This is a genomic window from Mesorhizobium sp. PL10, from assembly GCF_053714315.1.
This window is the reverse complement of record NZ_JBSKBR010000005.1, coordinates 32,757-55,312: the sequence shown is the minus strand read 5'-3', so window position 1 is coordinate 55,312 and position 22,556 is coordinate 32,757. Positions and strand designations below refer to the sequence as shown.

At 62.6% G+C, this 22,556-nt stretch carries 18 protein-coding genes; 2 read left to right on the top strand and 16 right to left on the bottom strand.

The annotated features are described in order from the left end of the window. Positions 1 to 87: 87 nt before the first annotated feature. From ACWGTO_RS10165 to ACWGTO_RS10150, 4 genes are read right to left on the bottom strand one after another with little or no spacing between them, the layout of a single operon-like run. Positions 88 to 1,740 (bottom strand): FAD-binding dehydrogenase, encoded by a 1,653-nt coding sequence (locus ACWGTO_RS10165; protein WP_454574725.1) that lies wholly within the window; start codon positions 1,738 to 1,740, stop codon positions 88 to 90. A 49-nt stretch (positions 1,741 to 1,789) separates the two neighbouring features. Further along, entirely contained in the window at positions 1,790 to 3,502 is a 1,713-nt protein-coding gene (locus ACWGTO_RS10160; protein ID WP_454574724.1) for an aldehyde dehydrogenase family protein, read from the bottom strand. Between the two features lie 21 nt (positions 3,503 to 3,523). After that, positions 3,524 to 4,696, bottom strand: a complete 1,173-nt coding sequence (locus ACWGTO_RS10155; RefSeq protein WP_454574723.1) for an alanine racemase — start codon at positions 4,694 to 4,696, stop codon at positions 3,524 to 3,526. Continuing rightward, complete coding sequence (locus ACWGTO_RS10150) at positions 4,693 to 5,982, bottom strand: D-arabinono-1,4-lactone oxidase (RefSeq protein WP_454574722.1); 1,290 nt, start codon at positions 5,980 to 5,982, stop codon at positions 4,693 to 4,695. Before ACWGTO_RS10150 ends, ACWGTO_RS10155 begins: the two co-directional genes overlap by 4 nt. 314 nt (positions 5,983 to 6,296) lie before the next feature. Between ACWGTO_RS10150 and ACWGTO_RS10145 the strand changes: the two genes are divergently transcribed. Beyond that, on the top strand, positions 6,297 to 7,463 hold the full coding sequence (locus ACWGTO_RS10145; RefSeq protein ID WP_454574721.1) for an alpha-D-ribose 1-methylphosphonate 5-triphosphate diphosphatase: 1,167 nt from the start codon (positions 6,297 to 6,299) through the stop codon (positions 7,461 to 7,463). A gap of 22 nt (positions 7,464 to 7,485) precedes the next feature. Here the strand turns inward: ACWGTO_RS10145 and uxuA are convergent, their stop codons facing one another. Next, the gene (gene uxuA, locus ACWGTO_RS10140) at positions 7,486 to 8,670 is read right to left on the bottom strand and encodes a mannonate dehydratase (protein WP_454574720.1); all 1,185 of its coding nucleotides are present in this window, start codon (positions 8,668 to 8,670) and stop codon (positions 7,486 to 7,488) included. Positions 8,671 to 8,753: 83 nt separating this feature from the next. On the opposite strand from uxuA, the gene ACWGTO_RS10135 reads away from it, so the two are divergent. Continuing rightward, entirely contained in the window at positions 8,754 to 9,539 is a 786-nt protein-coding gene (locus ACWGTO_RS10135; protein ID WP_454574719.1) for an SDR family NAD(P)-dependent oxidoreductase, read from the top strand. Between the two features lie 31 nt (positions 9,540 to 9,570). Here the strand turns inward: ACWGTO_RS10135 and ACWGTO_RS10130 are convergent, their stop codons facing one another. The 11 genes from ACWGTO_RS10130 to ACWGTO_RS10080 form a co-directional block, all read right to left on the bottom strand. Continuing rightward, positions 9,571 to 10,407: an amidohydrolase family protein gene (locus ACWGTO_RS10130; RefSeq protein WP_454574718.1), complete on the bottom strand. Its 837-nt coding sequence runs from the start codon at positions 10,405 to 10,407 to the stop codon at positions 9,571 to 9,573. 132 nt (positions 10,408 to 10,539) lie between these two features. Beyond that, positions 10,540 to 10,830: a hypothetical protein gene (locus ACWGTO_RS10125; protein WP_454574717.1), complete on the bottom strand. Its 291-nt coding sequence runs from the start codon at positions 10,828 to 10,830 to the stop codon at positions 10,540 to 10,542. Positions 10,831 to 10,991: 161 nt separating this feature from the next. Beyond that, entirely contained in the window at positions 10,992 to 12,431 is a 1,440-nt protein-coding gene (locus tag ACWGTO_RS10120; RefSeq protein WP_454574716.1) for an MDR family MFS transporter, read from the bottom strand. A 210-nt stretch (positions 12,432 to 12,641) separates the two neighbouring features. Next, positions 12,642 to 13,481 carry an ABC transporter ATP-binding protein gene (locus ACWGTO_RS10115; protein WP_454574715.1) on the bottom strand — a complete coding sequence of 280 codons (840 nt, stop codon included), beginning with the start codon at positions 13,479 to 13,481 and terminating at the stop codon, positions 12,642 to 12,644. Beyond that, positions 13,478 to 14,401, bottom strand: a complete 924-nt coding sequence (locus ACWGTO_RS10110) for an ABC transporter permease (protein WP_454574714.1) — start codon at positions 14,399 to 14,401, stop codon at positions 13,478 to 13,480. Before ACWGTO_RS10110 ends, ACWGTO_RS10115 begins: the two co-directional genes overlap by 4 nt. Positions 14,402 to 14,504: 103 nt before the next feature. Beyond that, complete coding sequence (locus ACWGTO_RS10105; RefSeq protein WP_454574933.1) at positions 14,505 to 15,440, bottom strand: ABC transporter substrate-binding protein; 936 nt, start codon at positions 15,438 to 15,440, stop codon at positions 14,505 to 14,507. Between the two features lie 416 nt (positions 15,441 to 15,856). Further along, positions 15,857 to 17,902: an SPFH domain-containing protein gene (locus tag ACWGTO_RS10100; RefSeq protein WP_454574713.1), complete on the bottom strand. Its 2,046-nt coding sequence runs from the start codon at positions 17,900 to 17,902 to the stop codon at positions 15,857 to 15,859. 400 nt (positions 17,903 to 18,302) lie between these two features. Further along, positions 18,303 to 19,502, bottom strand: coding sequence for a mandelate racemase/muconate lactonizing enzyme family protein (locus tag ACWGTO_RS10095; protein WP_454574712.1), 1,200 nt, complete (start codon positions 19,500 to 19,502; stop codon positions 18,303 to 18,305). 8 nt (positions 19,503 to 19,510) lie between these two features. Next, a complete protein-coding gene (locus tag ACWGTO_RS10090; protein WP_454574711.1) occupies positions 19,511 to 19,837 on the bottom strand; it encodes an NIPSNAP family protein in 327 nt (108 codons plus the stop codon). 104 nt (positions 19,838 to 19,941) lie between these two features. Continuing rightward, positions 19,942 to 21,300 carry a mandelate racemase/muconate lactonizing enzyme family protein gene (locus ACWGTO_RS10085; RefSeq protein ID WP_454574710.1) on the bottom strand — a complete coding sequence of 453 codons (1,359 nt, stop codon included), beginning with the start codon at positions 21,298 to 21,300 and terminating at the stop codon, positions 19,942 to 19,944. 53 nt (positions 21,301 to 21,353) lie between these two features. Continuing rightward, positions 21,354 to 22,520, bottom strand: coding sequence for a mandelate racemase/muconate lactonizing enzyme family protein (locus tag ACWGTO_RS10080; RefSeq protein ID WP_454574709.1), 1,167 nt, complete (start codon positions 22,518 to 22,520; stop codon positions 21,354 to 21,356). Positions 22,521 to 22,556: the final 36 nt, after the last annotated feature.

Genomic DNA, 22,556 nt, shown 5'->3' with positions numbered 1-22,556 from the left:
TCTCCTCTGTCATCGGGAATATCCCCGTTATGGCACCCGATGATGGCCTGTCGCGGTGTCGACGGCAGTGTTGGCCGGTTCGCGGCGTCACCTGCCGGCCGCGTGCCGACCTGCATTCCTGCCGGAGAAGATACAGCTGCCGAGAAACGTCCCTTCCAGCGCATTGTAGCCGTGATAGCCACCGCCACCGCCGCCGGCCACCTCGCCTGCCGCGTAGAGCCCGGCAATGGGCTCGCCATCGCCGTCCAGAACCTGTGAATTGAGGTTGGTGTGCAGGCCGCCCAGCGTCTTGCGCGTCAGGATGTTGAGGCGCACCGCAATCAGCGGCCCGTGCCTGGGGTCGAGTATCTTGTGCGGTTTAGTCACTCGAAAAATCTTGTCGCCGATGTAGTTGCGGGCGCCGCGGATGGCCGTGACCTGCGCGTCCTTGGTGTAGGCATGCTCGACTTCGCGGTCGCGCGCCACGATCTGCGCCTTGAGCCGGTCGTAATCGAGCAGATTGTCGCCAGACAGCGCGTTCATGCCGGCGACCAGGTCGGCCAGATTTTCGCGGACGACGAAGTCCTCGCCCTTGTCCAGAAACGCCGCCACCGATGGCGGCGCCTTGCCGCCACGCCGGTTCTTCAGCACGGCCCGCCAATCCTTGGCCGTAAAGTCGAGGTTCTGCTCCGAGCCGGACAGCACGAACTCCTTTGAGGCGATCGTCTTGGTCAGCACGAACCAGGAATAATCGTGCCCGGTCGACAGGATGCGCTTCAAGGTGCCGAGCGAATCGAAGCTCGGGAAGAACGGCGCCTCCATGCGTTGTCCGAGCGCATCGAACCATAGCGGCGACGGCGCCGACAGGATGCGGATGCCGTGGTTCGGCCAGATCGGATTCCAGTTCTTGATCCCCTCGACATAGTGCCACATCCGGTCGGCGTTGATCACCGCACCGCCGGCGTCCTGCGTGATCGCCACCATGCGGCCATCGACATGGTGCGGCACACCGGCGACCATCCGCTTCGGCGCCGGCCCCAGCCGCTCGACCGGCCAGACCTTGCGGACAAGCTCGTGATTGCCGCCTATGCCGCCGGAGGTGACGATCACGGCGCCGGCCGAGAGTTCGAAATCACCAACGACGGTGCGGTTCGACTGCTTGCCGCGCTCGACGGTGGACGCCTCCAGGATTTCGCCAGCGACGCCGGTGACCGCGCCATTAGCCTTGATCAGCCGGCTGACCTGATGGCGGAATTTCAATGTGATCAGCCCCTTGGCGACGTGCTCGCGCACGCGCCTTTCGAACGGCGCGACCACGCCGGGACCAGTGCCCCATGTCAGGTGGAAGCGCGGCACCGAGTTGCCGTGGCCATTGGCCAGCGCGCCGCCGCGCTCGGCCCAGCCGACCACCGGCCACCAACGCATGCCCATGCCGTGCAGCCACGGCCGCATCTCGCCGGCGGCGAAATCGACATAGGCTTCCGCCACTTTCCTTGGCCAATGATCCTCAGGCCGGTCGAACTGGGCCGAACCCAACCAGTCCTGCCAGGCGAGGTCGCGGCTGTCCTTGATGCGCAAGCGGCGCTGCTCGGGCGTGTCGACCAGAAACAGGCCGCCGAGCGACCAGAACGCCTGGCCGCCGAGAAAACCGCCGCCCTCCTGCTCGACGATGATCACGCGCTTGCCGGCTTCGCCGAGTTCCGCGGCGGCGGCCAGACCGGCCAGCCCGCCGCCAACGATGATTGCATCCGCGTCAGCCATTGTCGTAGCTCCTGTCTCGGCTTACTGTCGTTGTCTTCGCCTGCTTGCGCTAGCCGCGCAGCGCGTTCCAGATGATGCGCGGCAGTTTCAGAAGGCTCGGCCGGTAATTGAACTCGGTGATCAGGCGGCCGACGACATCTGCCCTTTTGTGGGTCAGGAACCACGCCGGCTTCGGCATGATGCGGAACGGCGCTTCGAGCACGCTGCGTTCCGGCTTGTCGAACAAATAGGTGTTGTGGACGACGCCGATGCCGCTCTGCACGTCGTCGAGCGTGTGGCCGGGGAAAGCGCCCCAGGTCGGCCGCAGCAGCGCGAACAGAACGCCGCTCCAGGAATTGATGCCGATTCCGCCATAGCGCAATTCAGCAACGATCTCCTCGAAGCGCTGCCGCCCGATCTCGGCGATTGTCTTGGGATGGATGAGAATGTTGGCGGCGAGCGTGCCGTGCAGCTTTTCATTGGCGTAGGCGACTGCAGCGCGCAGGTAGGATTCGGCATTGCCCGCCGGCAGCCGACTGACGCTGAGCGCCGGCGCAAACACTTCGGCATTTTCGAGGTAGGCGTCAGTGCCCGGCCGGAACGGCACCACCACGCAGGCCGGCCCGCCGGGCCGCTCGAATTTCTGCACGCAATCGGCATGCGCCTCGAAAGCGGCGAGACGCTCGGTGGCGCCCGGATAGTAAGCCGGGCGTGACGGGGCCTTCTGCATCACCTTTTCAAGTGCCGCCAGTAGCGCTTCGGATTTGTCCCAGTTCTCCGGCAGCACCAGCATCTGGCAGGCGATGCAGTTGAAGCCGGAATTGTTGAGCTTCTGGGTCGCGATCAGTTCGGCATGATAGGCGATATCTGCATTCGACCATGGGCCGGGAACGACAATGGTAGGCGCCACGCCGCCGAGTTCCGAGGTGATGCGCCTGCTGTTCCTCGGCGTGCCCGCCGCCTTGTTCTTGCGACCCTCCTCGCCGGGACCCCAGACGATCACATCATGCGAGGTGGCGGCACCGGTGATGTGGATGTCGTCGACGAGATCGTGGTTGCACAGATAAGCGCCGACATCGGCACCGCCGCGCACGATGCGCAGCGCGCCGAACTCGATCAGCGGCCGCAGCGCCGGCTTGAGGAAATCGATGAGATAGTCGTTGACCGGGTTCATCTTGAGCAGAACCACCTGGTGTTCGACGAGCAGCTTGTGCAGGCAGTCGAGCGGCGCAATCGAGGCGACATTGCCGGCGCCGAGCACGAGGCCGATCTTGCCTTTGCGGCTGGTGCGCGGCGCGTCATAGGCCGAGGCGGTGTTTGCGGCGAGGCTCGCCTTGGTCACGCCGGGCTGCATCCAGATTTCGGCCTTGAGGCCGATGAACAGCACCTTGTCCCAGACCGAATTCGGAACCACCGTCACCGCCACCTGCCCGTTGGGCAAGCTGCGGACCGGCAACCTGTCGAGGAATTTCTTGCCCTCCATCAGGCTCAGCGTGTGGATGAACTGGTTGCAGCCATCCATCAGCGCCGCCGGACCGGCTAGCCATTCCTCGCCTTCCAGCGGCGAGCCGGTCGGGATGCCCTTCTTGCGCGTCGCCGTCTTGACCCATGCTTCGGCGACCTCGCGGATGTGATCCTTGACCTGCCGCAGCAAGCCGATCCGCTCGCCATTCGAGGTCTGCGCCCAGTCAACCTTTTTGCTGTCGAGATCGGTGAGCGCCAGATCGAGTTCGGCTGCCCATTCAGGCTGCACGGGGTGGGTTTTGGCTGCCCTTGCGACCATCGTGTCCTCCTCCACTTCGATTTACGAAAACGGCAGTGCGGCCCATTGCTCGACGAATTTCCTGCCGGAATAGACCTGGATCGAACCGAACTGCTGTAGCACGAATTCGCTCTGCGTCGGACGCAGGAAGGCGTAGTCGTCGGGTCCGACATTGACGTCGTCGGGCAACGCCATGAATTGCTGATTGGTCGAAAAGCCGAACGTCTTGTCGGTCTTCATCCCGGCGGGATGGACGGGCTTGGCCATCCATTTGCCGCCGTAGAGAAAACAACCGCGCCGCGGCAACAGCCCTAGTTTCTGCAGCAGCCAGGAGCGCTCGTCGAGGCCCGGCAACCGGACATCGACAACCTTCAGGATCGGCGTCGCGATGAAAGCGGCAGGCTGCAATTGGCTGAGGCTGGGCACGTCGAAATCGGTCGGCAGCATGAAAGCCGATCCGATGGACAATTCATTGGCGCCGACCCAGCTGTCATAGAGCAACGCGGTGCTGCTGCCGCCAAGATTAAGGATCCTGCGCTGGTCGGCCGCGAGGCAGCCGACATACTGGCGAAACAGGCTGACGGCCTTGGCGCGCGCTTTGGCCGGTCCGCCGAGCAGTTTGGGGATATGGCCGATATGCGCTTCATAGGCCATGACGCCTTCGCATTTCAGCCGTGGATATTTCGCCAGCGCGGCAACCGCCCGCGCCAACGCGTCGGGGTCGCTGATACCGCCGCGATGCAGGCCGACATCGACCTCGAAGCAGATGCGAAGCTCGCGGTCGAGCTCCGTGGCAAGCGCGCCATAGGCGGCAAGCCGCTCCTCCGTATCGATCAGCCAGACTATGCGCGACGTCGCCTCGCCAAGCCCGGCGAGCACTCCCTTGGTAAGGGAGTGTCTCGCGCCGGCAACCGGCATCGGCTTGCCGAGCAGGAGATCGACATCGGGAAAGGCTTTCAGCATTTCGGCGCTGATCGGCAGATGGAACGTCATCAACCTCTCGGTCGAAAACGCCGCACGGATGTGTTCGATGAGCGGCAGGCAAGGCAGCGACTTGTCGACGAGGCGCAGATCGAGGCCCGTGGCGAACTTCGCCTTGATCGCAGCAATGTTGTGATCGAGCCGGTCGAGATCGAGCACCAGGCAAGGTTGAAAGATCCCGGCCGCCCTGAGCGCGCCAGACAGGTCGGCGAAATAAGTGTCGGTCAGGCTCATGTCGCGACGCCAAGCAGCCTGGCCATGTAGGGGGACACGAAGCGGTTGTCGGGATCCATCTCGCGACGCACCGCCATGGCATCGTTCCAGCGCGGATAGAGCGCGCTCAATTCCTTTGATGTCAGGCTGTGCATCTTGCCCCAATGCGGGCGGCCGCCGCGCTTCCTGAAGATCGGCTCGGCGGCGTTGAAGTACGCCATCGGATCGCGCTCGACGCCGTGATGGATGGCGATCGAACAGGTCGGGCGCTGGTAGAACGGGCTCAGCCAGATGTTGTCAGGCGCGACGACGCGAACCTCTATCGGGAAATAGACGTCCGCAAACCGCGTCTCGAGCAGCGAAATGAGTTCGCCGAGTGCACCAGCCCCTTCCTCGAACGGCAGATGGTACTCCATCTCGTTGAACTTGACGTTGCGCTCCGAGGTGAAGACCTTCAGCCAGTCCTCGACATAGTCCTCTGCCGGCACTTTCGCGAAGGCGGAGCCGATGAGACGGCGGCGCAGCCACGGGAACCAGCTGAGATAGTCGCGCAGCTTCCTGAGCGTGGTAACGGCATCGTCGTCCTCCGTCGGCGGACGCACGGTTGCCGGCGCATCGGTGATATCGCTGGCGATCAGCAGCGCCTGGCCGGAGAACGGGACGTAGTAGAACTCGGCCGAGCGATGCGCCGTCATTGTGCGCTCGAATTGCGACAGCACATCGGCAATCGGCGCCGTCCAGCGGCGATGCCGCATCCGGTAACTCGCCATGTTGCGGATCGTCACTTCGGTGACGGCGCCGAAAGCGCCGAGCGAGGCGCCCATGGCTTCGATCATGTCGCGGCTTTTGGCGCGGTCGAACTCCTTCACAGCGCCGCGCCCATCGACGATTTGCATCGCCTCGAGCTGGGTGTGATACGCGCCGAGCGTAATGCCCGAACCATGCGTGGCGGTGCCGAGCGCCCCACCGAACGCCTGCTTGTCGATGTCACCCATATTCGGCAGCGCCTGGCCGACGCCATGCAGAAGTTTTGCCAGCGCGCCGATCTTCGTGCCGGCGCCGACCCGCGCCGTCAGTTTCTCCGAATCGTGCGACCTCAGCCCCTCGAAGCGATCGAGCGACAGGATGGTGCCGTCATTCCTGACCAGCGGCGTGAAGGAATGCCCGGTTCCGACAAAGCGAACCGGTCCGGGCGAATTGCGAATAGCAACGCTTAGCTCATCGAGAGTCTGCGGTTCGGCAAAAGCCTGCGGCCTGGCCGTGACATAACCCGACCAATTGCTCCACTGGCTGACAGCCTCTCCCACAATCGCCTCCCTGGAACGGCCGGCTTGACCGGTCTTGATCGCTGCACGGAATAATATGATACATAGTCAGCTTTCTGGATATGATACATTGTCAGCTTTCTGTCAAGGTGGCAATCGAGCGGTAAGCTGCCCTCAGCCGGCTTGAGAAGAAAAGCGGCCGTGAACTTTCATGAACCGTGACTTTTCGCGTCAATCACAAGGCCCGTCACCGATTGTCATTTTTCGGGGGCAAGCAGCTGTTATGGAACGGCTGTCCCCTGGTCTTGTCGACCGAAAACCCCTCCTGCATCGCCTGTCCCCCGAAGAGAAATCGTATGTGGCTAAGTGAATTCGAAATTGTCCTGCGCGACCGCACCATCCCGAGCGGCGCCATCCGCATCGAAAATGGCCGGATTGCCGAGATCCGTAACGAGCCGGTCGAAAATGCCGACATCTCAGGCGGCGGCCGCCTGCTTCTGCCCGGCTTCATCGACATGCACGGCGACATGGTCGAGAAGGAAGTAGAGCCGCGCCTCGGCGTGCATGTGCCGATGCAGATCGGCATTGCCGAACTCGACAAGAAGCTGGCTTCATGTGGCATCACCACGGCCTATGCCGCGCTCTCCTTCATCGGCGCCAGCATCACCAGCGGCGTGCAGCGGTCGGAAGACCATACCTCGGCGATCATCGACACAATTGCCGGGATGAAGGACCATCTGCTGGTCGACCACCGCATCCATGCCCGCTTCGAAGTCACCTTCACCCAGGCGGTTCCCATGCTGCAGAAGCTGATGGATGCCGGCAGGCTGCATCTGATCTCGCTGATGGACCACACGCCTGGACAGGGGCAGTATCGTGATGTCGAGCTCTACATCGCCCGCATCGCCAAGGAGCGCGGCATGTCGGTTGCCCAGGCGTCCGAGGTCGTCGGCCATCGCATGGCCGGCCGCGAAGGCCAGGGCGATGTGCTCAACGCGTTGCAGGACCTGTCGGCGCGTGCGCAGGCCAATGGCGTCGCGCTTGCCTCGCATGACGACGATACGCTGGAGAAGGTAGAACTGGTTCATGGCCTCGGCGCCACGCTCAGCGAATTCCCGGTGACCCTGGAAGCGGCGCAGGAAGCCCGAAGGCTTGCAATGCATACCGTGATGGGAGCGCCCAATGCACTGCGCGGCCAGTCCTATTCCGGCAATCTGTCGGCGCGGCAGGCTTATGAGGCAGGACTGCTCGACATGCTGGCCAGCGACTATCACCCGGCCTCGATCCTGCCGGCCGTGCTTGGGCTGGCTGAGCTGCGCGACGGCGGCTTGGTGACGGCGGCGGCGCTGACCAGCGCCAACCCGGCGACTGCACTAGGCCTTGCCGACCGTGGCGCCATCGAGCCTGGACTTCTCGCCGATCTCGTCATCGCCGATCGCCGGCCGGTCGCGCGGGTGCGGGCGACATTGCGCGCCGGCCGCATGATCTACAGCGACGGCACACTGAACCGGCGCCGGCATTGAAACGCAGGCTGCTTGGCGCTTCTCAAGCCAGCCCGAACGTCTCCACGGCGCGCATGATGCCGCGCAGTTCGGCGAGGCCTTTCAGGCGGCCGATCAGCGAGTAGCCGGGGTTGATCCTCGTCTTGCCGATGTCGTCGGCGAGCAGGTGGCCATGGTCCGGCCGCATCGGGATTTGCCAGTCGGCGCGGCCCTCTCTGTGGCGGCGCGCCTCTTCCTGCATCAACGCCAGGATGACATGTGCCATGTCGGTGCCGCCCTCGAGATGCTCGGCCTCGTAGAACGAGCCGTCCTTCTCGATGGTGATGTTGCGCAGATGGGCGAAATGGATGCGATCGGCGAATTCTTTGACCATGGCGACAATGTTGTTGTCGGCGCGCGTGCCGTAGGAGCCGGTGCAGAACGTCAGGCCATTGGCCTGGCTGTCGACGGCATTGAGAATGAAACGCGCATCCTCGGCGGTCGAAACGACGCGCGGCAGGCCATAAAGCGAAAACGGCGGGTCGTCGGGATGGATGCACATGCGCACCCCCTCCTCTTCCGCCACAGGAATGATTTCGCGCAGGAACCAGGCGAGGTTGTCGCGCAGTTCCTTCGGTCCGATCCCCTCATAGTCCGCCAGCGCCTGGCGAAAACTCTCGCGATCATATTTGCGCTCGGTCGCCGGCAGGCCGGCGATCAGATTGCGCTCGATCTGGTCGATCTTCTCGGGCGGCAATTCCTTCAGCCGCGCTTCCGCCTGCGCAATACGCGCCGGCGTATAGCTTGCCGCACCATTCTTGCGCTTCAACACGAACAGATCGTAGGCGGCGAAATCGATCGCATCGAAACGCAAGGCATACCCTGTCGTCGGCAGGCGGTAGGCAAGATCGGTGCGGGTCCAGTCGACCACCGGCATGAAGTTATAGCAGACCGTGGCGATGCCGGCCTTGGCCAGCGCGCGGATCGAGTCGCGATAATAGCCGGCATAGCGCTCGCGTTCCGGCGCGCCGATCTTGAAGGAATTGTGGACCGGGATGCTCTCGACGACCGACCAGGTCAGTCCGGCTTCCTCGATAATGCGCTTGCGCTCCAGCACTTCGGCTTCAGGCCACGCCCTGCCGTCATAGATATGGTGCAGTGCCGAGACCACGCCGCTGGCGCCCGCCTGCTTGACATGATCGAGCGTCACCGGGTCGTCGGGTCCATACCAGCGCCAGCATTGTTCCATTTTCGGCTTTCCTTCTGCGAGAGGTTGGCAACTTATTGTTGGACCGCGACGGGAGTCGATAGAAAATGGGGGAGTTTTCGAAAATGACGGATTTCAACGGCAAGGTGGCCTTGGTGACGGGGACCACAGGCATCGGCCTGGCGACCGCCCGACGCCTTGCGGCCGGTGGCGCCGCAATCATCGCCTGCGGTATCGACCGCGCCGCCAATGCGGCGATGAAAGCGCAGCTGGAAAGTGCTGGAGCGGCAGCGCTGGTCGTCGACACCGACGTCTCCGTCTCCGACCAGGTGCGCGACGCGGTGGCGGCTGGCGTCACAAAGTTCGGTGGCCTCGACGTCATCGTCAATTCGGCCGCGGTCCATCCCTATGGCACCGCCACGACGACCGACTGGGAAACCTGGAACCGGGCAATGACGGTCAATGTCGGTTCGATCTATCTGACCGCCCATTTCGGCATTCCGGAAATGATCAAGCGCGGCGGCGGCGCCATCGTCAACGTCGCCTCGGTGCAGGGCTTTGCCTGCCAGCAGAACGTCGCCGCCTATGCCACGACCAAGGGCGCCATCCACACGCTGACGCGCTCGCTGGCGCTCGACTATGCGGCGGCCGGCATCCGCGTGAATTCGGTCAGCCCGGGCTCGATCCGCACGCCGATCCTGGAAAAGGCCGCGCGTGGCGAGAGTGGCAGCGATGCCGATGTCGAAGAGGCCTACAAACGCTTCGGCGCGGCGCATCCGCTTGGCCGCATCGGCGAACCGGAGGAAGTGGCGGAACTCATCGCCTTCCTGTGTTCGGCGAAAGCCGGTTTCTGCACCGGCGCCGACTACAGGATCGATGGCGGCTTGACCGCGGGCATCGGCGTGAAGTAGCCCCCGGCGAGCGACAGCCACGGACGGAAAACTACAGCCTCCACATCCGCCTTGCGTTACCCGACAGCAGCTTCGCCCGCTCGCCGGCGCTTGCGCCGGCGATCAGCGCATGCGTCGCAGCCACCCAGGTCGCCAGGCCGCCGCCCAGAGTGCACACCGGCCAGTCGCTTCCCCACACGACCCGGTCCCAGCCGAAACTGCCGATCGTGTGCTCGACATAGGGGCGCAAGGTTTCGACGGTCCACGAACCGGCGTCGGCGTAAGCGACCACGCCAGAGATCTTGGCCGTCACATTGGGGCGCCGCGCGATCTCGGCCATGTGCTCGCGCCAGGGATGTTCGCCATTGCCCTTTATGTCGGGCACGCCACAATGATCGAGCACGAACTGGACATCGGGTGCGAGGTCGGCAAGCGCGATGGCGCGCGGAATCTGGTGCGGCAGAACGACGAAATCGAAGGTCAGCCCAGTGCCGGCGAGCCGCTTGATGTTGTCCCGAAACAGCCCGCTGTCCGAAAGCTCGTCCGGCATGACATGCAGCACGCGACGAAATCCCTTGACGAACGGATTGGCCTGCTGGCGCTCGAGATAGTCGGCAAAGCCGGCCTCCTCCGGCCGGCAGGACGCGATCGCGCCGCTGAGCAGGCTTCCCTTCTCCAGCGACTGCGCCCTGACATGGCTGGTCTCGGCCTCGATGTCGGCAGCATCGACATCGACCTCCATGTGAAGCGCCGCCTCGATCCCCGCGCGCCGCGCCTGAGTGGCATATTCTTCGTGCGAAAAATCGCGGTTGAGCGCCGGCACGCCGCCAAGCCAGGGATAGCGCAGCGCCGACAGGTCGATCAGATGCAGATGGGTGTCGATAATCATGCTTTCCTCGCCGGATCGGTTTCCTTTCATGGCCGGATGCCCGCGCCGGCGCATGAAATATGTTGTTCAGCCCCGTTTCGGGATTTCCTTATCCTCATCAGCGGCAGCGTCAGCCCGCGCGAGCCGGAAATTTCAAAGGCCTAGGATTGAAATGAAGACGACGTCAACGACCAAAAGGCCCGATAAAATCCATGCAACTGCTTTATATGGTCGCGTTACTTCCTCCCATTCATTCAAGAATTCGGGAGTAATTTTATTATTTGCCCAGTCTACGCGAACATGGCCCGCCCCATCATTGTGGGCGAATGATCGATAACCGTTGTATTTTTTTACAAGCATGTGCTTGCGATAATTCCACACCATCATAGATAATCCCCAACCAATTATTGGCGCGAGAAAAAGGAACGCCTTGATCGATTTCAACTAAAGGTCTCCTTTAAGTAGAGATTGATTCGGTGGCAGTCTCTCACAAAGGGCAGAGCTAGCTTTCGCATCAGCCCCGCTTCGGAATCTCTTTATCCTCGAGCAGCAGTGTCAGCCCCATGGCAACGAAATAGAGCGCCGCCACCCAGATGAACATCACGTTAAAACCACTGGAGTAGTGGGTCGAGCACAACTTCGCGGATCGCGACCGGCAAGCTTGATGCGAGGTGCGGGGTCAACCCGTTCAGGCCCTGCGGCAGCAGGGCGGCAGCATCGGCTGGGAGTTCGGCAGTCTGCCCGTTGAGCGCCCAGATCATCACCGCGCCGTTCAGTGCCAGGCCGAGAGATGCTCCGAGCGTCCGCGCCTGGGTGATCAGCGACGTAACCGCGCCGATGTCCTGCAGAGGCGCCGCCGCCTGGATCGCCACGATCAGCACCTGGAATTGCAGGCCCATGCTGACGCCGAACACGGCCATCATCAGCGCCAACACCCAGATCGGCGTGTGCTGGTTGGTGATGACAAAGCCGAGCATCAACAGCCCGCCAATCCCCATCGCCACCACCGGCATCCATTTGTAGCGTCCGGTTGCCGCGAACACCCGCCCGGCGACGATCGAGATCACCATCGACGTCAGCGACGCCGGCAGGAACAGGAAGCCGACTTCGGCGGGGCTGAGACCCGTCAGCGTCTGCATGTAGAGGGCGAAATAGAAGAACATGCCGAGCGTCACCGTTCCGGCGACCAGCGACACACCCGAGACGATGCTGACCGTCGAATTGCCGAACAGCCGCAACGGCACGATCGGCTCCTCGGCCCGCCGCTCGACCATGATGAACAGGCATATTGCGACCAGCGCCAGCGCCGGCAACGCGAAGGTGATGAGGTCGGGCCCTGAGGGGTCGAGCACATGATAGCCCCAATAGACGATGGCCGTCGTGCCGATGGCGAGCAGAGCGCCGCCGAGATAGTCGATGCGGTGCCGCTTCTCGTTGAACCGGCTGCGCATGGCGAAGGCCAGCACCGCCATCACGACGATGCCGATCGGCAGGTTGACCAGGAACACCCAGCGCCAGCCGAACAGGCTGGTGATATAGCCGCCGGCCAGCGGACCGAGCACCGACGACAGGGCAAACACCGCCGAACTGTAGCCCTGGTATTTGGCACGATCGCGCGGTCCGAACAATTCGCCGATCATGGCGAAGGCCGACACCATCAGGCCGCCGCCGCCTATGCCTTGCAGCACGCGCGCGGCGATCAGGCTCTCCATCGACCATGCCATGCCGCAGACCAGCGACCCCAGCAGGAACAGGCCGATCGCCGTCAGCACCACATTCTTGCGGCCATACATATCGCCGAGCTTGCCGTAGAACGGCGACACTGCAGCAATCGAGAGCAGGTACGCAGCACCCACCCAGCCGAACAGATGCAGATTGCCCAGTTCACCGGCAATGGTGGGCAACGCGGTGACGACGATCTGCATGTCGATGGTGGCCATGAACATCGCGACCAGCGCGCCGAAATAGACGATCAGCGTCGTCACGTCGGGCGTGGTTTCGGCCTCCACGGGCGCCGCATCTGGCAGCGTCTGGTCGACAGTCATCGGGGTCTCCGTAACTTGGGGCGCGATTTATGTGCCCACGGCCGAGAGGTGTCAAATAGGCGATAACGCCATGTCGACCCAGTCCATTCGATTAACAGGAAGAGCCCCAGCGCACGGTACAGTCGTGGATGATGGTCGTCGCGATCTGGTCCGCGGGATCGAGTGTGCCGGAGGCTGGTCGAAGCGCCGCACACAGACGTTGGTCAGCCCTCAGTCCGTCTTGCCCGCCCCCACGCTCGCTGCCTGCTTCGCGCCCATCCCGAGCAGCAGGTTGTCGTCGGAGAGTTCGTCGCCGCGCGCCTGCCGGAACAGGTTGAGCATATCGGGAACGTCGAGGCTCTTGCGCTGGTCACCGGCAATGTCGAACACGATGGTGCCCTCATGCAGCATCACGGTGCGCGTGCCGTGGTCGAGCGCGTCGCGCATCGAATGGGTGACCATCAGCGCCGTCAGTTTCTGCTCCTCGACGATGCGGCGTGTGAGATCGAGCACGAAGGCCGCGGTGCGTGGGTCGAGTGCGGCGGTGTGTTCATCCAGCAGCAGGATCTTCATTCCGGTCAGCGTCGACATCAGCAGGCTGACCGCCTGGCGCTGGCCGCCCGACAACAGCCCCATCGAATCGCTCAGGCGGTTCTCCAGGCCGAGGCCCAGCATCGACAGTTTTTCGCGAAACAACGCACGGCGGGTGGCATCGAGCGCGCGGCCGAAGCGCGGTACGCTGCCGCGCGAAAAAGCGAGCGCCATGTTTTCCTCGATCGACAGACGCTCGCAGGTGCCGGCCATCGGATCCTGGAAGACGCGGGCGATCAGCTTCGCCCGCTTCGGCGCCGGCCAGCGGGTGACCTCGGTGCCGTCGACAACGATCGAACCTTTCTCCGCCCTCGCCGTGCCGCTCAGCACATTGAGCAGCGTCGATTTGCCGGCACCGTTGGAGCCGATGACGGTGACGAACTCGCCTTCGGGAATGACCAGGTCCAGGCCACGGAGCGCGCGGTGCTCGAGCGGCGTGCCGCGCCCGAAGGTGACGTGAACATCGCTGAGGCTGATCATGCCGCGCCCCTTTTCAACAGGCTGCGCATCGGGTTGGCGACCTTGGGCAGGATCAGCGCCATCGCCACCAGCACGGCGGTCACGAGATTGAGGTCAGAGGACTGCAGGCCGAGCCAGCCGGTGTTCAGCGCCAGCGCGATGGCGATGCGATAGGCGATCGCACCGAAGACGCAGGAGAAGACGCCGATCACGATCGACCGCGTCCGGAAGATCGTCTCGCCCAGGATCACGGCGGCAAGGCCGGCAATTGCCGTGCCGGTGCCGACTGTGACATCGGCGAAACCGGCGGTCTGCGCAAACAGCGCGCCCGCCAGCGCAACGAGGCCATTGGCGAGCGCCACGCCGATATAGGTGTGCATCTCGGTCGGGATGCCTTGCGCCTGCGCCATGCGCGGATTGGCGCCAGTGGCGCGCATCGCCAGGCCGAACTCCGAGGTCAGGAAGCGGGCAAGCAAGGCGCCGACGGCACTGACGATGATCAGCAGTGCCAGCACCTTGAGCGTCGGCCGTCCCGGCAGTCCGGAAGCCTCCACCAGCGGGCGCAACCAGGCAAACAGGTCTATCACCGTCGGCTGGTTCATCAGCGGGATGTTGGGCCGGCCCATGATGCGAAGATTGACCGAGAACAGCGCGGTCATGGTGAGGATGCCGGCGAGCAGATGCAGGATGCCGAAACGGATGTTCAGCCAGGCGGTGACGATGCCCGCAAGGCAGCCGGCGACGATCGCCGCAAGCGTGCCGGTGACGGGATTGATGCCGCCCGAAATCATCGCCGCTGCAACCGCCGCACCCAGCGGAAACGAGCCGTCAACCGTCAAATCGGGAAAGTCGAGAACGCGAAACGAGATGTAGACGCCGAGCGCCACGAGCGCGAAGACAAGCCCGATCTCGACAGCGCCGATCAGGGAAATCAGGTTCATGAACCGCTCCGTTATCTTCTAGCAAATCAGGCGAGGCGCTTGCGCGCCACGCCTGATCCGTCTTGTTCTGCAGGGCGCGGCATCGCGCCCAGGCGAAACGGTCCTATTCGATGACCTGCTTGGCGCGGTCGCGCACGCTTTTCGGAATGGTCACGCCCATGGCCTCGGCGGCCTTGGCGTTGACCATCAGGTCCGTGCCGGTTGCGTTGCGCACCGCGATGTCGCCCGGCTTCTCGCCCTTGAGCACGCGCACCACGATGGCGCCGGTCTCAAGGCCGACCTGATAATAGTCGAAGCCGACGGAGGCGATCGCCCCTCGCTTGACGGTGTCGTTCTCGGCCGAGAACACCGGCAGCTTGTTTTCGGCGCCGACGGCCAGGATCGTCTCCAGCGCCGAGATGATCGTGTTGTCGGTCGGCAGGTAGATGACATCGACCTTGCCGACCAGATTCTGCGCCGCACCCGCGACATCAGCCGACTTGGATGCCGGCGCTTCGACGATCTCGAAGCCCTTGGCCTTGCCCAGTTCCTTCAGCGCCGACAGCAGCGCGATGCTGTTCGATTCCGCCGGATTGAAGGGCACGCCGATCTTGGCGGCCGACGGCAGGAATTCCCGGATCAGGTCGAGTTGCTGTTCCAGCGGCGAGAAGTCGGAAATGCCGGTGACGTTGCCGCCGGGATGGTCGCGGTCGGTGACAATCTGCGCCGAGACCGGATCGGTCACCGCGGTGAACACCACCGGAATATCCTGCGTCGCCGACACCACGGCCTGCGCCGACGGTGTAGCGATGGCGACGATGACGTTCGGCTTCTCGCCCGCGAATTTCTGCGCGATCTGCGCGGCGGTGGCCGGCTGCCCTTGCGCCGACTCGAACTCGAAGGTCAAATTGTCACCTTCCTTGTAGCCGGCATCCTCCAGTGCCTTCTTGACGCCGGCGCGCGCCGCGTCCAGCGACGGATGCTCGACGATCGCGGTGACCGCGACGGTAACCTTGTCGGCCGCAAGCGCGCTCGCGCAGCCCAAAATCGCCAGCGCCATGACGCCTCCGGCGAGACCTGAGATGAAACCCTTCAATTCTTCCTCCCACTGCTTCTGCTGAACGTCGCCTGACGTTCAGTCGTCTATCGCAAATCTATCGCTTGCCGGGTCGCAAAGCGACCGGAAGCTTTCGAAATCCTGCTGTCGATACCTGGCAGCAACGGCGCCGCCAGATCAGACGACGACGCCGCCTGTCTGATAGCAGGCAGACCGGCTTACTTGCTAGTTTGATGCTTTGTGCCACCCACTTGGGCAGCCAATTGATCGGCGACCTTCGGATCGTCTCAAGAGAATTGAAGACTGACGGAGGGCCGCCACAGCGTGGCGGCCCGATTGGTCAGCCGGCGGCCCGACGCCTTCGATACTCAGGCACCCGGCAATCCAGCAGGCGCAAAATGAGCCGTGGCCATCCCCAATCAATCCTGCTCAACGGGTTCCGGGATCTCATCCGGTAGGGTTTGCGGTCCAACCCGATCGGCAACGAGCATCGAAAGCATCATCTCGACAAGGCCATTGGCGGCCCCCTTCTCGCCACCGGTAGCACCGATCTGGATCTGCGGCACGATCGGCAGCCTGCCGGTCTCGATCGCCTCGGCAAAGCGTATGAGGACCTGCGAGTGGAGCTGATAGTCCGGGCCGCCAAAGGCCGCGACCTTCTTCTCGGTGGCCTCTGCCTCCGCCAGACCGATGGCGCGCACCTTCTCGGCCTCCGCAAAACCGGTCGCCTTGATGCGTTCGGCATCGGCAAGCGCGACGGCCTTGATCATGTCGGCCTCGCCCTGGCCGCCCACACGCACCTTCTCGGCTTCTGCCTTGGCGGTGACCTGAATGGTTTCCGCCTCCTGGCGGGTGCGGGCCAGTTGCGCCTTGCCCTCGTTCTCACTGATCTCGATGGTAAGTGCCGACGTCGTGATCTTGGCTTGCTGTTCGGCGAGCGCCTCCTTCTCACGCAACGTGCGTTCCTGAATGGCCGCCTTCTCCTGCAATTTATAAGTCTCGACCTTTTCGACCGCGATCTGGCGCTCGCGCAGCTGGATCAGGATCTGCTCTATGCTGTTCTGGCCATTGGCAGCACGGGGCGTACCAATCAACACTTCCTGCAGCTCGAGGCTGTAGGAATTGAATTTTTCGCGCATCTCCTCGCCCGATTTGCGCTGGATATCGCTACGCTCCTGCAAAAGCTGGATCAGCGTCTTTGTCTGGGCGATATTCTTGAAGTAGGCAGAGACCATCGGATCGAGCGTTTGTTCGACCAGCCGCTTGATGTCACCGAAACGCTGCACCACGAGCGGCGCCTTCATATAGTCGATATGCACGACGACCGAGAGTGGCAGCACAGGCTCGAACGCATCCTTGGTGATCAACGACACTTCAGACAGGTTCTCGTCCAGCCGGTGTTCGCCAAACTGCTCCTTCGTCCATTTGAGCACGAAGTTGGTGGTCGGCACGGTGATGATTTTGCCGGCATAGGTATTGAACGCATACTTGCCTGGCAGTAGCGGCGTTGACCAGACACCGCGTGCGCCGATTTCAACCAGCTCGCCGTGACGGTATGCCTGCCCGGATATATCCGTGCCGTGGCGACCGTTATAGGAGACGACGACACCCACCGTGCCAACATCAATGACCGTCTTCTCGACCAGTTCGACGGTCGCGAAAATGCGATTGAGGAAGTAGCTACCGTCGGCCAGTACCTGCAACTGCCGGCCACGGTAGCCCCTGGCATTGAGAAACTTCTCCGGGTCCTGAAAATTGTTGTGGAAGTTCGGGTCGTTCGGATCGTTGGCGACGGTCGGTGCGATGATCTCGCCGTCCGGCAGGGCCGGACCGTCATGGATGGTGACGATGCCGATCATGTCATCGGCATTATGGATGACGACCGGCTCAAAGCCGCCGCGCTCCGAGATCATGCTGGACATATTGGCAAAAAGGCTTTGTTCGGACGAGCTCAGATTAACGGCATAGATCGACTGGGCGGTGAGCACGATGAATTGTGCGAGATTGATGGCATAGGTGCCTTCACGCAAGATCTTGCGTTGCGGTCCTTTCTGTCCGCCTTTTTCGAGAAAGCCGCGCACATCCTGGAAATCATCGGCGTCGGTGTTGGAAGCAAGTGTCTGCGTCGGAGGCAGCGGCTTGCCATCACGGGCAAAGACATAGCCGATCTGACCCTGCGGGATGGTGACAAGATTGGCGCGATGCATCGAATATTGGAATGGCATGAAGAAATGCAGGCCACCGCGCACAACTTCCGGCTGGTAGCCTGCCTCACGGTTGAGCGCAATGAAGCCACTACTGACGGAGCCGCGAAAGCTCCATAGTTTTTCCAGGATGCCGAGCCTGTCGTTTGGGATGTAGCGGACCACGCCGCTCCACCAGAACAGGATCGCCAGCACGATGACCAGCACGGCTACTTCGATCGCCGTCCATCCGATCGGGCCGAGATATTGTAGGGCTTCCATCTTTTCTCTCCTATGGAGCGCGCAGGTTCGTTCACCCGCCGGCCACCCGGTTGGTGTTGATTTATGAAGCGGGGAGATTGCGCAACGACACGCTCGACGCACTCAAGGGCGTGTCGAACGTTTGGGCTGCTCATTGTATGGAAAAATGACCGCGCGTCCCGAGTCCCCAGTGGGGGCGACGTGGCCGTGAGTTATCTCACATCGGTGTTGCCTTGATAGACACTACAACAAATGACGTAGGTATCGCACCAACAGGTTTAAAGATAGTTCGCGCGGAAATCGTAAAAGTATTCCAACGCTATTTCGAAAGCGTGGCAGTTGGCTTTATTGGCGAGAGCTCGAAAAAGGCGCTCCGGCGGGGTCAGAACCCTCGGCAGCCGATTCGTCCGGCTGCCTTACGCTAGTCGAAGAAACCAGCGTCCTCTTCCGCGAGATATTTTCTCGCTCCCTCGGCGTCGATGTCAAGACCCAATCCCGGCGCTTCGAGCAGGTCGACCATACTGTCCCTGACGATCTGCCCCTTGGGCAGGCCAATGACGATATCCTCCCACCAGGGGTCGGAAGCGCTGGGGTATTCGAAGGCGATGTAGTTGGCCGGCAGCGTAGCGCAGACATTGATCAACGCGCCGAGGCCCAGCAGACCGTTGGCCGTGCCGTGCGGCGCCATCATGATCGAGTGCATATAGGCGTGTTCGGCCACCCATTTGAGCTCAGCGATGCCGCCAATGTCGGCGGGGTCTGGACCGATGATGCGAACCGCCTGCGTCTCGATCAGTTCCTTGAAGTTATGACGCAGATAGATCTGCTCGCCTGTGTGGATGGGCGTGGAGGTCGATGTCGTGAGTTCGCGGTAGGCCTGCGGATTGACCCACGGCACATAGTCGCCGGTCAGCATGTCCTCCAGCCACATCAGATTGTATTTTTCCACTGCCTGCGCAAAGCGGATGGCGTCCGGCAGGAACCAGCCGGGACCGCAATCAAGGGCCAGCGAAACCTTGTCGCCGAGCACCTCCTTCATGGCAATGACGCATTCGATCATATGCGCCATGCCGCGCTCGCTGATCTGCCCCTGGTCCATCGCGCCGTGATAGGTCGGCGGCTGGCGCACACCGTAATGGAAGTCGGGCACGCTGGTCTTCATGTTGGAGTGGAAGCTGATGCCTTGCTTGACCATGAAGAAGTTTTCCGGCCGCTCCATCATCCATTTGACGTCGGCGGCGTAATCCTCCGGCTTGTCGCCGGTGCGCTTCTTGCGGATCGAGCCGTTATAGACCCGAATTTGGTCGCGGACCTTGCCGCCGAGCAGCTTGTAGACCGGAACGCCGGCCGCCTTGCCGGCGATATCCCACAAGGCATGCTCGATGGCGCTGACGGCGGCGCCGTAGGGCTTGAACGAGCCGCGCTGGCGGATCTTCAGCATGCAGCGTTCGACATCCGTCGGGTCCTCACCGATCAGCGCGTCGCGGAAATGCAGCACCCAAGGCTTGAGATAAGGCTTGGTGTACTCAACCTCGCCGAGGCCATAAAGGCCCTCGTCGGTGACGATGCGGACGACGGGATGCTTGCCGATGACGGCGCACCGGAGATCGGTGATTTTCATGATGTCCTCTATTTCACCGACGAGAAGGCGGTTGGCGCGAGAAACTGGCTGGAAATATTGGCCAGGATCGGGCCATCGCGCTCGGACTCGTCGCGGACCTTGAGCCATGCCGGATCAGTGGTGAAAGCCTTCCACTTCACTTCGCGCTCGGCAAGGGATTCCCAGGTGACAAAATAGGTCAGTCGATTGCTGCTTTCGCCGACCACCGTGGTGAAGAACCCGGCTTGGCGGATGCCGTGCCTATCCCACAGCGCCAAGGTATGGTCGTTGAAACGCTTGAGCAGCGCCGGCAACTGGCCCGGCAGGCAGTCATAGATACGCAGTTCGTAGATCATGGTTTCGTCCGTTTCTTTCTTCGCCTCTTCCTTGGGAGAGGTCGACACGAATGGTCGGTCGTTGGCCCTGTCAACCTGGGGAGAATGAGGACAGGGGGTCTGGGCTAACTCCAGGTCCGGTCCCAGCTATATTCATTGTCCCAATGCTCGGTGGATTGCCATATCCCAGTGACACCGGGCTGCAGATGCTTGCTGATCACCTCGTCGACCACGTCGTCGATGCCGAGGCCGGGCTTGTCGGGCACCGCGATAAAGCCGTCCTTGACCAGCGGCATGGGCAGGCCGGTGACGATGTCGTCCCACCAGTCCACTTCGACGCTGTGATATTCGAGCGCCATGAAGTTTTCCGTGGCGACCGCGACATGAGCGGCGGCCATCGCCGCAATCGGGCTTTCGGCCATGTGAATGGCCATGGCAACGCCGTGGTCCTGCGCCGCGTCGCCGATCTTCTTGGTTTCGAGGATGCCGCCGGTGGTCAGCAAGTCCGGGTGGATGACCGAGATGCCGGCGCTGAGCAGCGGCTCGAATGCTTCCTTGAGGTAGATGTCCTCACCCGTGCAGATCGGCACCGACGTAGCCTGCTGCAACTGGCGATACTGCTCGGTGTACTGCCAGGGAATCACGTCCTCGAGCCAGGCCGGTGCGTACTTCTCGATCCGCCGGGCGAGACGGATGCCGTCCTGCAGCGAGATGTGGCCGACATGGTCGATGGCGAGCGGGACCTCATAGCCGATCACCTCGCGAACCTCGTGGATATATTGGTCGAGCAGGTCGATGCCCTTCTCGGTGAAATGCAGGCCGGTGAACGGGTGCGGCACGTTCTGCGCATCATAGGCGGCGTTGCGCGCCCGGCGTTCGTCCAGCGTGCGTGCCGGACTACGGCTGGCATGCAAGTACAAACCGTCAAGTACGCCGGCCGGCGCCACCACCGCGCCCGGTATGTGGGAGATCTGCGCCAGTCCGAGGTCCATCTTGAGGAAGGTGAAGCCGAGATCCATCCGCGCCTTGAGCCGCTTGCCGGTCTCGGTGCCACTGGGCTTGTCCGCGTCGGTGTCGCAATAGACGCGCACCTTGTCGCGAAACCGCCCGCCGAGCATCTGATAGATCGGCACGCCATAGGCCTTGCCGGCGAGGTCCCACAGCGCGATCTCGATTGCCGAGACACCGCCGCCTTGCCGGCCGTGGCCGCCAAATTGTTTGATGCGCCGGAACAGCCGGTCGACGTCACAGGGGTTCTCGCCCAGCAACCGGCTCTTCAGCATCAGCGCATAGGTCGCGCTGGCGCCGTCGCGCACTTCGCCCAGGCCGACAATGCCCTGGTTGGTGTAGATCTTGATCAGCGCCGAGGTGAACGGCGCGCCGACGATCTCGGCGACACGCAGATCGGTGATGCGCAGGTCGCTCGGCTTGGAGTTCGTATTTACCCGATTGAGCGCCTCGCCGGCGCTACCCGTCTTTGGCATGGCTTATCCTCGTTCTGATCGGCGGGCTTGTCGCCCCACCGGCATGAGCGTTGCTAGGCAAGCTCTATCTCGTGGGCCTGCAGATAGTCGCGGTTCATCTCAACACCGAGACCGGCTTTCGGCGTCAGCTTGAGGTTGCCGTTCGAGACATCGAGCGGTCGGTCGATGAGGTGATCGTATTTGCCCAGGTTCCACTCCGACGTTTCGAGCTTGTAGAAGTTGGGAACCGTCATCATCACCTGCGCTCCCGCAACCACGTTGATCGGTCCTGCGGCGTCATGCGGCGATACCGGGATGTAGTAGGCTTCGCACAGGGCAGAAATCTTCTTGAGTTCGGTAATGCCGCCGGTCCAGGTCACGTCCGGCATGATGTAGTCGGCGAGCTTGTTCTCGAGCACCGGCACGAAATCCCATTTCGTGTGGCCGCGCTCGCCCCACGAGATAGGGGCGCTGACCTTCTCACGCACTTGCTTGAGGGCATTGAGGCTCTCGGGCGGGCAAGGCTCCTCAAACCAGTCGATCTGGCCGGCTTCCTCGAGGCTCCGGCAGAGGCGAATGGCGGTAGGAACGTCGAAGCGGCCATGCGCGTCGATGAGAATGTCGACATCAGGCCCCGCCGTTTCGCGGATCAGGGCCGTGAGCTCGGCGGCCTCGCGCTCGTCCTTGCGGGTCATGCTGCCATCGAGGTAGCCGTCCCGCTGTTCGCGCGACAAGCCATCGGCGGTGTGACCCTGGTGGGGGAAAGGATCGAACTTCAGCCCGGTATGGCCGGACTCGACGATGTCTCGAATTTCTCGGATCACAGCCTCCTTGCTGGTAAACTTGCGTTGGTTGGGATGGGTATAGAGCGCGATTTCATCACGTACCGGTCCGCCCAGCAGCTCGTAGATCGGCTTGCCAAGGACTTTTCCCCTAATGTCCCAGAGAGCTATGTCGATGGCGCTGACGCATTCGACGGCGGCGCCGCGGCTGCCCATGTAGGTGAAGCTGCGGAACACCTTGTGCCACAGATACTCGATACGCGCCGGGTCCTCACCTGTGACTGCGGCACCGATCTGCCGCAGGATCGTGCAGAGGGCGCGGTTGGCGAGCCTTGTGGTGGTGGTGATCTCCCCCCAGCCGCTCACCCCCTCGTCGGTCGTCACTTCGACGAACAGGAACTCTCCCCAATAAGAGGCATCGGACTTGATCAGCCACGGCCGAATGCTCGTGATTTTCATCTCAACTACCTTTGTCTGAAGTGGGCTGGGATAACG